This is a genomic window from Streptomyces sp. NPDC022552 (assembly GCF_055561875.1).
This window is the reverse complement of record NZ_JBVHGJ010000001.1, coordinates 668,717-683,216: the sequence shown is the minus strand read 5'-3', so window position 1 is coordinate 683,216 and position 14,500 is coordinate 668,717. Positions and strand designations below refer to the sequence as shown.

Sequence of the window (14,500 nt, the reverse complement as noted above, 5' to 3'; positions counted from 1 at the left end):
ACAGCAGATCAGAGCTCCGGGCGCGCCAAGCGCTCGTGGTCAAGGAGCTCATCGATCTGCTCGTCCGTCAGCAGCCCCGACTCACCGGCCAGCTCCCTCACGGAACGGCCGGCGAGGAGGGACCGGCGAGCCAGATCGGTCGTCCGCTGGTATCCGAGCCCCGGATTCAGAGCCGTAGCCAGACCCGGCGACCGTTCCACGAGGTCACGCAAGTGCCCTTCGTTCGCCTCGATCCCGAGGACGCAGCGTTCGGCGAGCAGGCGACAGGCGGAGTCGAGCCGGTTGAGTGAGTTGAGGAGCAGGTGGGCGATCAGCGGCTCGAACGCGTTCAGCTGGAGCTGGCCCGCCTGAGCCGCCATGGACACCGCGGCGTCGGCGCCGAAGACATCGAAGCAGACCTGGTTGACCGCCTCCGGCACTACCGGGTTGACCTTGCCGGGCATGATGCTGGACCCGGCCTGGAGGGCGGGCAGCCGTATCTCGCCCAGCCCCGCCGTCGGCCCCGAACTGAGCAGCCTCAAGTCGTTGCAGATCTTGGAGAGTCGTAGCGCGAACTGGCGCACAGCGCCGGAGAGCTGCAGAAACGCGCCCATACCCTGTGTGCTCTCGATCAGGTCGCGGGCCTGGTGGACCGGAGCGCCCGTCACAGCGGCCAGGTGCACGATGACGGCCCGCCCGAATCCGGGATCGGCATTGAGGCCGGTGCCGATCGCGGTGCCGCCGAGGTTGACTTCGCACAGCGCCTCCGACGCGCGCTGAACGAGTACGGCATCGTCGCGAACGGTGAGGGCGAACACGTCGAATTCATGGCCCAAGGTCATGGGCACAGCGTCCTGAAGCTGCGTTCTGCCTAGTTTGTAGACTTTCGCGAAAGATCCGCCCCGGTCGGCCAGGGCATCGGCAAGGACGTTCATCCCGTCCAGGAGATGACCTGCGGCATCCCGCAGAGCGAGCTTGACCGCCGTCGGATAGACATCGTTCGTGCTCTGTCCGCGGTTGACGTCATCGTGGGGGTGCAGATGCTCGTAGGCGCCACGCGGATGGCCGAGGAGCTCGAGAGCGCGGTTCGCGATCACCTCGTTGGCGTTCATGTTCGACGACGTTCCGGCACCGCCCTGGAAGACGTCGACGACGAAGTGGTCGCGCAACCCTCCCGCACGGATCTCGCGGCAGGCCGCCACGATGGCCCGGGTACGAGCCGCGGGCAGCGTCTCCAGCTCGCGGTGAGCCAGCGCAGCCGCCTCCTTGACGCTCGCCAGCGCCCTCACGAGCTCAGGGTGAGCGGACAACGGAACTCCGGTGAGAGGAAAGTTCTCCCGCGCCCGCAGCGTATGAATGCCGAAGTAGACGTCAGGCGGTACGTCCCGACTGCCGATCAGGTCGCTCTCTTCGCGTCGGACGTTCATCGGCGCGCACCTCCGTACGAACTCGACATCATGTATGGCCGCCCTACAGCGACCGCCACCGAAGTATCCCTCATTACATGCAGAGCGCACAAGAAGCGAATGAAACATCTATTACATAAGACCAGTGGCTCCCGCGTCAGCGACCCCTGCGTCGTCCACTGGCCGGAAGCCATCCGTGCTCGCGGTGAGGTCCGCGACCAGCTCGCGCACATCATCGACATGGCGCGCACCTTCGACGACGGCACCGCGCCGACCCGACACCGCACCCAGCACTACGAGATGTTCGGACACGGGGCGATCGACCACGACGGATGGCGAGCGGTCCGCCCCTGGCCCGGCCCCGACTTCGACTTCGCCGAGGCCGGGAGACCGTTCGGCGCCCCGATCGCCATGGCGGGCCTCGATGACCTCGACGCCCACCGCTGGGAGCTCCACCACGTCGACCAGGACGTCGCCGAAACCCGGAACCCCGCCCAGGCGCACCACAGCAACCTCATCGAGACGGTCGCCCTGTGGTACATGGAGACAGGCAAGTACAGCGTGATGCCGATCGATGGCAGTGGCGTCCTGAGGTACCTCTGCCGTCCTGCGGGTCAGGAACACCTCTCCGGCGGGTGAGTCCTCGACAGGTTTCCTCAGCCGACCCCGTCGCTCTCCATCCCGCCCAGGAACCGCTCTATCACCATCAGTGTGACCGAGTTCAGCTTCCGCGATCCCAGACGCGGGACGATACGCACATTGATCGAGCTGCCGACATGCCAGCCGGTGGAGCAATCGATCATCTTCCGCTGCCGGGGCCGCCACTGCTTGACGTACTCCTCGACCGTCAGCCGGCCCAGCTCCCGACGGGCCGCCCGCCACCGACGGCGCCGTGGTCCTCTTCTCCGTGTAGAGCTGTGTGACGCACCATCCGCTCCAGCCCAAGAACCGTGCTCAAGCGCCGCGCTGCCGGGCGAAGGGCAGCAAGCGGGGACACGGCCGGGACGCATGCTGACCGTTTGCTGACCCGAGGGGGGCACCTGATGCCCCTGACCTGCAGCGACGCCGCATAGTCAGATCTTGGACTTGAACATGGTACGCATCATCGAGGTACTCCTGGACATAGGCTCCCTGCCTGCGTTTTTGCAGGTCAAGGGCGGTTTTCCTACCCTACAACGAGTCGCATGTTCGGGCAGCAGTCCCCAGGTTTTTCAGGACTCACGCTGACCACTTGCCGACTTTTCTGGCGTATCGTCAGGTCGGCTCGGGAGGGCTGCGTCGGCCCAACCACTCCCCCACCGCGACGACGATGCCAGCCTACGCAAGGCCACTCGGAGCCTCCGTGTGATCACTGTCACGCGGCATCTGGGGCGCATCACCCCGCCCCCGCTGTGGTCGCCGACGGCTGGCCTGGTCCGAATCGGCGACGCTCGCCGCACGGCGTACGGCCGGGCCTGGCAGGGGGAGGCCGCCGCCGTGGGGCGGGCGGAGACGTCGGCGATGCGACTGGGGACCGTTCGACCCCAGCGAGATGCCCGTCCTGTGGACCAGACTGGTGGTGTCGGTCCCGGGAGGTCTCCATGAATACCCAGCCGAGCGTCACCGCTACAGCCGAGCCTCTCCTGCTCGACGCGGCTCTGCCCGAGTTCCGGTTCTCCCGCCTGGAGTGCGCCGTGATCGCCGCCGCGCCGGACGTCGTGTACGGCGCAGCCCGTGATCTTGACATGCTGTCCATCCACTCGCCGCTGTTCGACGCGGTCATGTGGGCGCGTGGAGTGCCGGACCGGGTGCGCCGTCGGCCCGTGGTCACACCGCCGTCGATGCGGGTGTCCGATCTGTTCGACACCGACGCAGGTGGTGGTCAAGGGGACCCGGAGGCCCAGCCCTGGGTTGCCCTGGGTGAGCGCGCGGGCCGCGAGATCGTCTTCGGGGCAGTCGGCAAGGTGTGGAGGCCCACCATCGAGTGGCGCCGTGTCGAACCCGGTAACTACGTGAGCTTCGACGAGTCCGGCTGGGCGAAGATGGCGGCTGCCTTCGTCATCCACCCCTACGGTGCACGGCGGTCCCTCCTTACCTACGAGGCGCGCACCGCCTGCACCGACCCCGATTCCACCACACGGTTCGGCCGCTACTGGATGTTCGTGTCCCCGGGCGTCGGCGTCGTGCTACGCGGGGCACTCAGGACGATCGGGAAGGCCGCGGAGGCGGCCGGAGAACAGAGTCCGAGAGGAGACGAGGCGTGATGCGTGCGGTGATCGTGTACGAGAGCCTGTTCGGCAACACACGCGAGATCGCTGACGCGATCGGAGAGGGCGTGAAGGAGGCGCACCCGGACGCCGAGGTCGAGTGCGTGGCAGTCGTCGACGCGCTGCCGGAACGCATCGGTCCCACCGATCTGCTGGTCGTCGGCGGGCCGACCCATATGCGAGGCATGACCACAGGGATGAGCCGGAAGATGGGGCTGAAGGCCGAGGAGAAGGAAGCCGAGAAGGGGGAGCGACCCTTCGCCCCCGAGGAGGGTGCCGAAGGCCCTGGCGTCCGCGGCTGGTTCCACGACACGCTCCCGAAGGCCCACACCGGTACCCATGCTGCCGCGGCCTTCGACACCCGGGCGGACATGCGGCTGGCCGGCGCCGCCGCCGGCGGCATCGCGCGCCGGCTGCGCGGCCATGGCTATGAACTCGTCGCAGAACCGGAAGGATTCATTATCGAGGACACCGAAGGACCGCTACGCGAGGGCGAAAGGGATCGCGCGAGGGCGTGGGGCGCGGCCCTCCAGGTCGCTTGACTGGCCCCCACAGGAACGCCACCTGAGTGCCAAGACCCACGGGCGGCACTGGCCGGTGAAGCGACGATCAGGTCCGTACACATCCTGGCCGACGCACTCGCCGGCTCCGTCCGGGACTCGGGTGTGGTTGGCGCCGCGCTCCGTCAGCCAGGGCGCGACACGACGCCTCCGTGCGACCCGGCCCGGGCGGCCTTGTTCCGACGCGTGCCGGAAGGTCGCCCAGTCGGCGTCGAGCTTGTGATCAAGAATCCGATGCGTGCCGCACACGGCGGGACGCCCGAGGCGGGTTGACACGCCCCGCACGGGCCGAACAGGGCCCCAAGGGGGCCATCCGGCCCTCCTCTCCCATCACAAACCGAGGCAAGACTCGGAGTGGACACCGATCAGGAGGCCCCCGATGAGTACTCCCCCTAACCCGCGGCTCACGGCAGCTCTCTCCGCCGACCAGCGTGACCGGCTGTTGCAGTGCGCCGGCCCGGTGGACTTCCCTGAAGGAACCCGGCTGTTCGAGGAAGGCGGGTACGCCGATCGGTTCTGGATCGTCCGTACCGGGACGGTCACCCTGGACGTCCGCGTGCCCGGCAAGCGGCCGGCCGTGGTCGACAGTGTCAGTGCGGGTGAACTGCTCGGCTGGTCGTGGCTGTTCGAGCCGTACCGCTGGCACTTCGGGGCCGAGGCCATGACACGGGTACGAGCGGACGAGTTCGACGCGGCGACCGTGCGCATGATGATGGACGCCGATCCGAGCTTCGGCCTCGCCCTGGACCACTTCGTCGGACAGATGCTCGCCCACCGTCTCTTCTCCGCCCGTGTGCGGCTGCTGGATCTCTACGCCCCGCACGGGAGCGGCCTGTAGATCCCCACCCCTCTGGGAGAACGTGATGCCCGCCTCGCGCTACACCGTCAGCGACGTCATGACCCACACCGCCATCGCCATCGGGCGTGACGCGCCGTACAAGGAGATCGTCGCGCTCATGGACCAGTGGAAGGTGAGCGCCGTTCCCGTTCTGGAGGGGGAGGGACGGGTGATCGGGGTCGTGTCGGAGGCCGATCTCCTGGCGAAGGAGGAATTCCGGCGCGATGTACCCCGCCCCGACGAGTTCGACGCGGCGTCCAAGGCCGGAGCCGTACGGGCCGGTGAACTGATGTCCAGCCCGGCCGTGACTGTCCACCCGGACGCGACGCTCGCCGAGGCGGCTCGGATCATGGCCAAGCGGAGGGTGAAGCGGCTGCCTGTCGTGAACGACGTCGGGATGCTGGAGGGCGTCGTCAGCCGGAGCGACCTGCTGAAGGTGTTTCTCCGTACGGACGCCGACATCGAGCGGGAGATACGCCGATCCGTCCTCGGCGAGACGCCCGTTCCGGCAGGGCTGGAGGTCGGGGTGACGGAGGGGGTGGCCACGATCCGCGGCGCGCTCGCCGACCGGACGCTGGTTCCGCTCCTCGTCCGCGCGGTGCGCGCGGTGGAGGGGGTCGTCGACGTCCGGATGGATCTCGATCCCGCCCCTTGAGCCGTTCCATGGCGGACAATCCTCATAGGGGCGATTCTGTCCGTGCCCGACCGACCGCAGGGGTCGCCATGTCCGATCTGCCGGCATCCACCGCACACACTCGCGTCTTCCTCGTGGATGACCACGAGGTCGTCCGCCGGGGTCTTCGCGACCTGATCGACGACGAGCCCGACATGGAAGTGGTCGGCGAGGCGGCCACCGCCGACCAGGCCCTGGCCAGGGGCCCCGCTCTGCGGCCGGACGTGGCGGTCCTCGACGTCCGGCTGCCCGACGGTGACGGGATCTCCCTGTGTCGGGAGCTGCGCTCACGGATGCCGGAGCTGGCGTGCCTGATGCTGACCTCGTTCGACGACGAGGACGCGCTGCTCGACGCGATCATGGCGGGAGCGGCGGGGTACGTCCTCAAACTGATCAAAGGCTCCGACCTGGTGTCGGCGGTACGGACCGTGGCCACCGGCCAGTCGATGCTCGACCCGGCCACCACCGCCCGGCTGATGCACTCGCTGCGCGACCCCGAGGCGGCGAAGCCACCGGAGGACGAGCGGCTCGCGGCGCTGTCGGAGAGGGAGCGGTCCGTACTCGAACTCATCGGCGAGGGGCTCACCAACCGCCAGATCGCCAAGCGGCTCTATCTGTCGGAGAAGACCGTCAAGAACCACATCTCACGGCTGCTCGGCAAGCTCGGCGTGGAGCGCCGCGTCCAGGCCGCCGTCATCGCCGCGCAGGCCCACGAACACGACGCCGAGCAGACGTAGCCCGCTCACTCCCGCTCGGTCGGCAGCGGAATCCGCCACTCCAGCAAAGTGCCGCTGCCCGGCGCCGCTCGTGCGAACACCGACAGGGTGCCGCCCAGCCGCTCGGCCCGTTCGGAGAGGTTCCGCAGCCCACTGCGGCTGCCACCCTGCGAAATGCCGATGCCGTCGTCGCTCACCGTAACCGCCAGCACGGCGTCTTCTACGACGACGGACACCTCCGCCCTGCTCGCCCGGGCATGCCGCGCCACGTTGGTGAGCGCTTCCCCGAGGACGGCCAGCACCTCCTCGGCCGCACCCGGCGGCACGTCCGTGTCGAGCAGGCCCTCCATGCGCAGCGCCGGAGTGAATCCGAGCGTCGCCGCGGCCGAGTCCACGACCTTGACCACGCGGTTTCTCAGTTTCGGTGCGGCTCCGGGGGTGTCGTGTTCCCGGAGGCCGAAGATGGTCGATCGGATGATCTTGATGGTGGCGTCCAGGTCCTCGATGGCCCGGGTCAGTCGGTCCACGGCCTCCGGGTGCTCGACGAAGCGCCGGGCGCTCTGCAGCGTCATACCGGTGGCGAACAGGCGCTGGATCGCCAGATCGTGCAGGTCTCGGGCGATCCGGTCACGGTCCTCCAGAAGGCTCACCTGCTCGGCGTCACGGCGCCGGTCGGCGAGTTCGAGCGCCAGAGCCGCCTGCCCCGCGAATCCGGGAAGAGCGGTGACCTCGGCGGCCGTGAAGAGGGGTCGCCCGTGGCGCCGCGCGAGGATCAGAACCCCGCTGAGTCGCTCCTTGGTACCGACCGTGACGGCCACCGCCGGCCCGAATCCCTTCCACCGCTCCGGCTGAACCGTGATGCGCGGCTCATTCTCCACATCGACGACCGTGGCCAGGCCCTCCTGCGCCAGGGCGGCCTCGACCAGGGTTCCTTCGCTGCTCGGAAGGACGACACCCCGGTGCGCGTCGGCCCCCTCGCCGCAGGCCAGCGAGCCCCGCAGCTCACCGCCCGTTCCCACCAGGTAGAAGACCCCCATGTCGGAGCCCGCGATGTCCACGGCCTGTTCCAGCATCCCCTCGAGGACCTGGGACTTCTCCGCGCCGGACAGGAGGGCGCTGGTCAGGTCGGAGTTCGCGGCCAGCCAGCGCTGCCTGAGCCTGCCCTCCTCGTAGAGGCGGGCGTTCTCGATCGCGATGCCGGCCGCGACGGCCAGGGTCGTCACGACGGCCTCGTCCTCGGCGTCGAAGTCCGCCGCTCCGCGCTTCTCGGTGAGGTACAGGTTGCCGAACACCTCGTCGCGGACCCGGATGGGTACGCCGAGGAAGGAGTGCATCGGCGGGTGGTGGGGCGGGAATCCGTACGAGGCCGGGTGCTCGGACAGCTCCGGCAGACGCAGTGGCTGGGGGTTCCGGATAAGTTCGCCGAGGAGGCCGTGCCCGGAGGGCAGGTCGCCGATCTGTTCCCGCAGATCGTCGCCGATGCCGATGGGGAGGAACTCGGAGAGTCTCTTGTCGTCTCCGATGACGCCAAGGGCCCCGTACTCGGCGTCCACGAGGGTCACCGCCGCCTCCACGATGCCACGCAGCACCTGCGGCAGGTCGAGTTCGCGGCCCACGGACATGACGGCTTCGAGCAGCCCGTTGAGCCGGTCCCTGGTGCCACGCACCTCGTCGATGCGCATCTGGACCTCTTCGAGCAGCTCGTCGAGTCTCAGCCGCGGAAGCCTGTTCTCCGCGGGCTCCGGGCCCTCACGACCCATCCGAACCTCCGGCTGCATCGAGCGCACGGGCCGCACCCGAAGCGCGCACTATCACCGTAGTCCGGATGGGCATCCCGTTCCTGCCGGGTCCCCTGGATGGAAGGCCGTCCGTACGAGGCGGGCCGCCACGAATCCGGCGGGCGCACACGCGAGAGCGAGGGCGGCGCCCGCCCATCCGAGCGGCTCGGTCTCCAGGACCGAGCCCAGGAAGGGCACGTACAGCGCCGCCGCGGCCAGAAGGGCGGAGGCGAGGACGGACAGAGGGAGGAACGGGTTCTCCTTGGTCAGAAGTCGAGTGCGTAGTCCCAGGACGACGCCGAGCTGTGCGGCGAGCAGGGCGAGGAAGAGGACGCTCTGCCAGGCGAGGTCCAGTGCCTGGGCGGCGAGTCCCGCGCCGAGGGAGGCCGCCGTGACGACGGCCGCGAGAAGGAGCAGCCTCTGCCAGGCGCCACCACCGAGAATGTGCTGGTCAGGTGGGCGCGGGGGGCGGTGCATCGCTCCCGGGGACGCGGGTTCGGCGCCCATGGCTACGCCGGTGAGGCCGTGCGTCAGGAGGTTGATCCACAGGATCTGTCCGGCACGAAGAGGCAAGGGAAGTCCCAGGAACGGGCCGATGAGCATCACGAGGATCTCCGCCGCACCGCCGGCCATCCCGTAGACGAGGAAGCGGCGGATGTTGTCGTAGACACGCCTTCCCTCCTCGACGGCCGCCACGACCGTCGAGAGCTCGTCGTCGGTGAGGACGAGATCGGCGGCCTGCCGGGCGACCTCCGTGCCCCGTGCCCCCATGGCGACGCCGATGTCCGCCCGGTGCAGGGCGGGGCCGTCGTTGACGCCGTCGCCGGTCATGGCGGTCACCGCTCCCCTGGCGCGCCACGCCTCCACGATGTCCAGCTTCTGCTGGGGGTCGGTGCGGGCGAAGACCCGCACCGAGGTGAGGTCGGCGACCCGTCCCGCGGCCACGTCCACGCCGGTGACGACTCGGCCTTCCGTCTCGCCGTCGTCCAGGAGAGCGACGTGGGACGCCACCGCCCGAGCCGTCGCCGGATGATCCCCGGTGATGAGGACGGGAGTGATGCCGGCCGCTCGGCAGGAGGCGAGGGTCGCTGCGGCATGCGGCTTGGGCGGGTCGCTGAGCGCGACGAGGCCGAGGAGCGCGAGCCCCGACTCCGCCGCGGTGACCGGGCTCGGGATGTCGTTCCGCACGCCCGATGCCACGGCGAGCACGCGGTACCCCCGGGCCGCCAGGCGCGCTGCCTCCTGGTGGGCCTCCGCGAGCGCTTCTCGGGGATCGAGCAGCACGGCCGGGTCGAGTACGGCTTCGGGTGCGCCCTTCATGCAGACGAGCACCCCGTCTTCGCCAGTTGTGTGGAGTGTGGTCATGCGTCTGCGGAGGCTGTCGAAGGGCGCTTCTCCGATCCGGGGGCGGGTCACCGACAGTTCCGTCGGCTCCGGGCAGCCTGTCTTGGCCGCGGCAGTGAGCAGGGCGGCCTCCATGGGGTCGCCCAGCGCCGTCCAGCGGCCGCCGGACGCCCTGTCGTCCGCCGGGCGCAGCGTGGCGTCGTTACACAGGGCCGTCACCGTCAGCAGCTCCGTCAGCGGCTCGAGCTCGTCCGCCTCCGCCGGTCTCCCCGCGATGAGGGCCTCGCCCTCGGGTTCGTAGCCCACACCCGAGAGCTCGGCGCTCACTCGCGGTGTCCAGACGTACTGGACGACCATACGGCCCTCGGTCAGCGTGCCGGTCTTGTCGGTGGCCAGGACGGACACCGAGCCGAGCGTCTCCACCGCCGGCAGCCGCCGCACCAGGGCGTGCCGGGCGACCATGCGCCGGGCCCCGAGAGCGAGGGCCAGGGTGACGACGGCGGGAAGGGACTCGGGGACGGCTGCCACGGCCAGGCTGATGGCGGTGACCGCCATCGTGCCGAGCGGCAGCCCCCGCACCAGGCCGAGGGCGAAAACGAGGACGCACAAGGCGAGCGTCACGGCCGCGAGGACGCGCCCGAGTGCGGCAAGTCGGCGCTGCAGCGGGGTCGGCTCGCGACGTTCGTCGAGAAGAGCCGCGATGCGGCCGAGCGCACTGGACGTCCCCGTCGCCGTGACCGTGGCCACGCCCCGGCCCCGGACGACGATCGTGCCGGCGCTCAGCGTCGCACCGGGGTCCTTGTCGACGGGCACGGACTCCCCCGTGAGCATGGACTCGTCCACCAGAACGGCGGACGCCTCGGCGAGCTCGGCGTCGGCGGCGACGACGTCACCCTCACCGACCAGGAGGACGTCACCCGGCACGATCGCGGCCGCGGGGAGGTCGCGGACGGCGCCGTCGCGCCGCACGCGCGCGTGCGGGGCGGTGAGGGCCGAGAGGGCGGCTACGGCGTTGTCGGCCCGGATCTCCTGCGCCACCCCGACGGTCGTGTTCACGAGGACGACCAGTCCGATGACGATGGCGTCAGGATGGTCGCCGATCGCGAGGGTCAGCACGACGGCCCCGAGGAGCACCATGATCAGCGGGTCGGTCAGCTGGGCCAGGATCCGCTTGTGGAGCCGTACGGGCTTTCTCGCGGTCACCTCGTTGGGGCCCGACTCGGCGAACCGCCGGGCGGCCTCCTCCTCGGTGAGGCCCGTGGTCTCCCGCACCGGTGCGGGTGCCCGGTCCTCTGCCGACGCCGTCACGGCCCGCTCACCCGGCAGGGACTGTGATCACCGGGCAGTGGGCACGGTGCAACAGCCCGTGGACGACGGAGCCGACGCGCATCCCGGTGTATCCGCCCCGGCCCCGACGGCCGACCACGACGGCAAGGGCGTGCTCGGCTGCGTCCGCGAGCGTCTCCACGGGTGAGCCGATGGGCACCTCGTGGGTCAGCCGGACGTCGGGATACTTCTCCGACCAGCCCGCGGTGGTCTCCGAGAGCAGTCGGCGCTCGGCGTGGAACAGCGTGTCACCACTGTGCAGGGAGAAGACGGGTGGTTGCCAGACGGCTATGGCACGCAGTGCGCAGCGCCGGAGGTCCGCTTCCTCGACGGCCCAGGCCAGGGCTGCTCGGGAGGATTCGCTGCCGTCGACGCCGACCACAAGGTACGGCGTCTCCTGCGTGACGTGTTCCGCGTCCCCCACGACCACCACCGGGCATTGCGCCTTCGCGGAGACCGGGACGACCAGGGAACCGGCGCTCAGGAACTCCTCCGTACGGCTGAGATGCCGGGAGCCCAGCACGATCATGTCGGCCTCGTGCGACAGACCGGCCAGGACTCCTGTCGGGAACCCGTCGAAAAGGGAGGAGGTGGGCTTGACGCCGGGCTGCCGGGCCTGAGTCCAGGCAAGCGCGGCACGCAGAGCTTCCGTGCCGGCTTGTCGCTGTGCCTCGTGACGCGGGGTGTCGTCGACGTGCTGGGTGTCGTGCTGCGGGGGTATCGCGACCACCAGGCGCAGTCCCCGTCCTCGCAGGTGAGCCTCGTCCGCAGCCCAGGCAAGGGCCAAGTGCCAGTTCTTGACCGGGTCGATACCGACGACGATGTCACTGCGATCCGTGGTGCTGGTCATGACGTGCTCCCATGTCCAGGCCCTTGCCGGGGGATGAGCTCCACAGGGCAGTGCGCGTGCTGCAGCAGGGTCAGCGTGATCCGGCCGAGCGTCGGTCCGAGGTAGCCGGGCGATCGCCGACCGCCGACGACCAGAAGGTCGGCGTGGTGCGACGCGTCGACGAGAGCTCCCGGCACGCTGTGGCTCTTCTGGCCATCGGCATGCACCGTCAGATTCGGGAACTCCTCCCGGAGCCGGTCCGAGACCGAGGACAGCACGTGTACGTGATCGCGGGCGTTCCCGTCGCCACCGTTACGCAGCGCAGCCCGTGAGGCGGCGGGCAGCCCCACACTCCAAATATGCAGGAGCCGCAGAGGCACCTTTCGCAGCAGGGCTTCGCGGGCCGCCGCACGGGCGCAGCCCACGTCGGCCTCGTTCCGGACCGCCGCAAGAACCGCGCCGGCATCGACGGGCTCTGCGGCCCCGCGCACCACGACCACGGGTGTGGTGGCGCCGGCCGCGACCTCAAGACCGACCGATCCGAGCAACAGTGAAGAGAACCCGCCCAGACCCCGGTGCCCGACGACGATCGTGCCGGTCCGGGCGGCGGCTTGCCGCAGACTGCCTGGGGCTCCGCCATCCGTGAGCTCCGGGACGACCGTCAGGTCGGGGTGGCGTTCCGCGATCTCTTCAGCGGTCCGGTCGAGTAGTGCCTGCCCTGCTCGTCGGCTTGTGACGATCTCCGCCTTGGAGAGAAACGGGACAGGTGGGTCCGTGTCCGCCGCGTGGACGAGACAGAGAGTAGTGCCCCGCAAGGCCGCCTCCGCTGCCGCCCACGTCACCGCCGTGTGTGCAGACGGTGATCCGTCGACGCCGACGACGACCCTGCCCAGACCGGGACGGGCTGCGGTTCCGTTCATGGCTCCTCCTCGCAAGGTCCGAGGGACCTCCTTCCACCCTGGCATCTGGCCTCGGGTGGCCGCAGGTCCGCTGGGGGCAATGAAGGGACCAAAGGTCCCCGCCCTCGGCCGGGCAGGCCGCGGACCGCGCAGTAACGAGCCCGTTCGGTCCTGAGGATGGCCCATTCGGCCCTCGCCCACCCCCAGCGCGCGTCGGAGGGTGATGGTGCGGGACAACACCGTCCGAACCCTCGAACAGGAGGCGCGGCGATGAAGCACATGAAGGTCGGCGGTCTGATGACCGATGACGTGGTCTCCGCCGTCCCTGCGACGTCGTTCAGGGAGGTGGCGAAGATGCTCGCCGAGCACGAAATCAGCGGGGTCCCCGTCCTGGACCAGGACGACCATGTCGTCGGAGTCGTCTCCGAGAGCGACCTCCTGGCCCGCCACGAGCTGACCGCGCGGGCCCTGATGACGACGCCGGCGGTCACGGTTCACGCGGAGGAGACGGTGGCGGACGCGGCGCGGCTGATGGTGCGTCGCGGGGTCGAGCGCCTTCCCGTGGTCGACGAGGAGGAACGACTGGTAGGCATCGTGACCCGCCGCGATCTGCTCTGCGTCTACCTCCGCCCGGACGCGGAGATACGGCGCCGCATCCGGGAGGACGTACTCGCGGATGCCATGGACCTGCCCGGGGACGCCGTGGACGTGCACGTCCTCGACGGCGTGGTGACGCTGGGGGGCCGCGTCCGGCGACGAAGTCAGGCCCTGATGCTCGTCGGACTCGCCGAGAGCGTGGACGGCGTCGTCGCCGTCGTGGACCGGCTGTCGTTCCACGAGGACGACACACGTCCCACGTCCTCCGCCCGGATTCCGCACGACCCCTCTTGGTAACTCACCACAGACAGGACGAACCGTGTCTGCCACCGTTCTGACCCGACCACTCGTGATGTCTCTGATCGAAGACGCCGTCACGGCCCCCTCGATGCACAACGCACAGCCATGGAAGTTCGTCTGCGGGACGGGCGCCGGCGTCGTCGAGCTGCACGGCGACCCGCTGCGCGGCATGCCGCACGAGGACCCGGATCACCGTGCCCTCCACCTCGGTTGCGGCGCCGCCCTGTTCAATCTGCGGGTCGCCGCCGCGCACCGGGCCCTGCATCCCGTGGTTCGGCTGCTGCCCTCTCCCGACGATCCCTGGCACCTCGCCGACGTACGGTTCGACGGTCCCGCCGACGCCGACAGCGAACTGGGCGTGCTCCATGCCGCCCTGTCGCGGCGGCACACCAGCCGCTTCCCGTTCACCGAGGAGCGGATCCCCTCCGAGGTGATCGACGGGCTCCGTGCCGCGGCCCTCCTGGAGGGCTGCCGACTGGTCGTACCGGGCGCGTGGCACACCGACACCGTCATGGATCTCGTCCACGCCTCCGAGCTGTTCGAGGCGGCGGACGAGGCCGTGCGCGCGGAGATCGCTGCCTGGACACGCACCGGTGCCGCCGGGGAAGGCCCCGGCACCGAAGGCATCCCGGCTTACGCCCTCGGCCCGCGGCAGTACGACGTGACCTCTCCTGTCAGGGACTTCGGCGCTCCCCGACAGGTGCCCGGCCGTACCTCGGCGCGCTTCGAGAAGAGACCGCAGATCGCGCTCCTCGGCACGGTCGAGGACACCCAGGCGGACTGGCTGAAGGCCGGCCAGGCCATGCAACGGGTCCTCCTGCAGGCCACCCTCGACGGACTCGCCACCTCACTCATGTCGCAGCCGCTGGAGTGGCCCGAACTACGTTCCGACGCACGCGATCCCGGCTCGACGATCGGCTTCGTCCATATGCTGATCCGCCTGGGCTACGGCCCCGAGGGCCGGGCCACGCCGCGCCGGCCCGTGTCCGAGGTACTCGCCTTCGGCTGA

General features: G+C 69.9%; 13 protein-coding genes. 8 read left to right on the top strand and 5 right to left on the bottom strand.

Annotated elements, in window-relative coordinates; translation table 11 throughout:
- Nucleotides 1–8: 8 nt before the first annotated feature.
- Nucleotides 9–1,406, bottom strand: coding sequence for an aspartate ammonia-lyase (locus tag ACZ3OF_RS03195; RefSeq protein ID WP_467302374.1), 1,398 nt, complete (start codon nucleotides 1,404–1,406; stop codon nucleotides 9–11).
- Between the two features lie 99 nt (nucleotides 1,407–1,505).
- On the opposite strand from ACZ3OF_RS03195, the gene ACZ3OF_RS03190 reads away from it, so the two are divergent.
- From ACZ3OF_RS03190 to ACZ3OF_RS03165, 6 genes are all read left to right on the top strand, one after another.
- Nucleotides 1,506–2,024, top strand: a complete 519-nt coding sequence (locus tag ACZ3OF_RS03190; protein ID WP_467302372.1) for a hypothetical protein — start codon at nucleotides 1,506–1,508, stop codon at nucleotides 2,022–2,024.
- A 941-nt stretch (nucleotides 2,025–2,965) separates the two neighbouring features.
- Nucleotides 2,966–3,628: a hypothetical protein gene (locus tag ACZ3OF_RS03185; RefSeq protein ID WP_361666499.1), complete on the top strand. Its 663-nt coding sequence runs from the start codon at nucleotides 2,966–2,968 to the stop codon at nucleotides 3,626–3,628.
- An 8-nt stretch (nucleotides 3,629–3,636) separates the two neighbouring features.
- Nucleotides 3,637–4,173, top strand: coding sequence for a flavodoxin domain-containing protein (locus ACZ3OF_RS03180; RefSeq protein ID WP_467302369.1), 537 nt, complete (start codon nucleotides 3,637–3,639; stop codon nucleotides 4,171–4,173).
- A gap of 397 nt (nucleotides 4,174–4,570) precedes the next feature.
- Complete coding sequence (locus tag ACZ3OF_RS03175; RefSeq protein ID WP_361666503.1) at nucleotides 4,571–5,029, top strand: Crp/Fnr family transcriptional regulator; 459 nt, start codon at nucleotides 4,571–4,573, stop codon at nucleotides 5,027–5,029.
- A gap of 25 nt (nucleotides 5,030–5,054) precedes the next feature.
- Nucleotides 5,055–5,684 carry a CBS domain-containing protein gene (locus ACZ3OF_RS03170; protein ID WP_467302367.1) on the top strand — a complete coding sequence of 210 codons (630 nt, stop codon included), beginning with the start codon at nucleotides 5,055–5,057 and terminating at the stop codon, nucleotides 5,682–5,684.
- Nucleotides 5,685–5,752: 68 nt separating this feature from the next.
- Nucleotides 5,753–6,439 carry a response regulator transcription factor gene (locus ACZ3OF_RS03165; RefSeq protein WP_361666506.1) on the top strand — a complete coding sequence of 229 codons (687 nt, stop codon included), beginning with the start codon at nucleotides 5,753–5,755 and terminating at the stop codon, nucleotides 6,437–6,439.
- A gap of 5 nt (nucleotides 6,440–6,444) precedes the next feature.
- Here ACZ3OF_RS03165 and ACZ3OF_RS03160 read toward each other — a convergent pair whose 3' ends face one another.
- Genes ACZ3OF_RS03160 through ACZ3OF_RS03145 form a run of 4 tightly spaced genes read right to left on the bottom strand, consistent with a single transcriptional unit; the run spans nucleotide 6,445 to nucleotide 12,615 of the window.
- Nucleotides 6,445–8,178 carry a sensor histidine kinase gene (locus ACZ3OF_RS03160; protein ID WP_361666508.1) on the bottom strand — a complete coding sequence of 578 codons (1,734 nt, stop codon included), beginning with the start codon at nucleotides 8,176–8,178 and terminating at the stop codon, nucleotides 6,445–6,447.
- Between the two features lie 51 nt (nucleotides 8,179–8,229).
- On the bottom strand, nucleotides 8,230–10,848 hold the full coding sequence (locus tag ACZ3OF_RS03155; protein WP_467302365.1) for an HAD-IC family P-type ATPase: 2,619 nt from the start codon (nucleotides 10,846–10,848) through the stop codon (nucleotides 8,230–8,232).
- 7 nt (nucleotides 10,849–10,855) lie between these two features.
- Nucleotides 10,856–11,716, bottom strand: coding sequence for a universal stress protein (locus ACZ3OF_RS03150; protein ID WP_467302363.1), 861 nt, complete (start codon nucleotides 11,714–11,716; stop codon nucleotides 10,856–10,858).
- Complete coding sequence (locus ACZ3OF_RS03145) at nucleotides 11,713–12,615, bottom strand: universal stress protein (protein WP_467302360.1); 903 nt, start codon at nucleotides 12,613–12,615, stop codon at nucleotides 11,713–11,715. Before ACZ3OF_RS03145 ends, ACZ3OF_RS03150 begins: the two co-directional genes overlap by 4 nt.
- 249 nt (nucleotides 12,616–12,864) lie before the next feature.
- On the opposite strand from ACZ3OF_RS03145, the gene ACZ3OF_RS03140 reads away from it, so the two are divergent.
- Nucleotides 12,865–13,488, top strand: a complete 624-nt coding sequence (locus ACZ3OF_RS03140) for a CBS domain-containing protein (protein ID WP_361666510.1) — start codon at nucleotides 12,865–12,867, stop codon at nucleotides 13,486–13,488.
- A 55-nt stretch (nucleotides 13,489–13,543) separates the two neighbouring features.
- Nucleotides 13,544–14,500, top strand: a complete 957-nt coding sequence (locus ACZ3OF_RS03135; RefSeq protein WP_361666511.1) for an Acg family FMN-binding oxidoreductase — start codon at nucleotides 13,544–13,546, stop codon at nucleotides 14,498–14,500.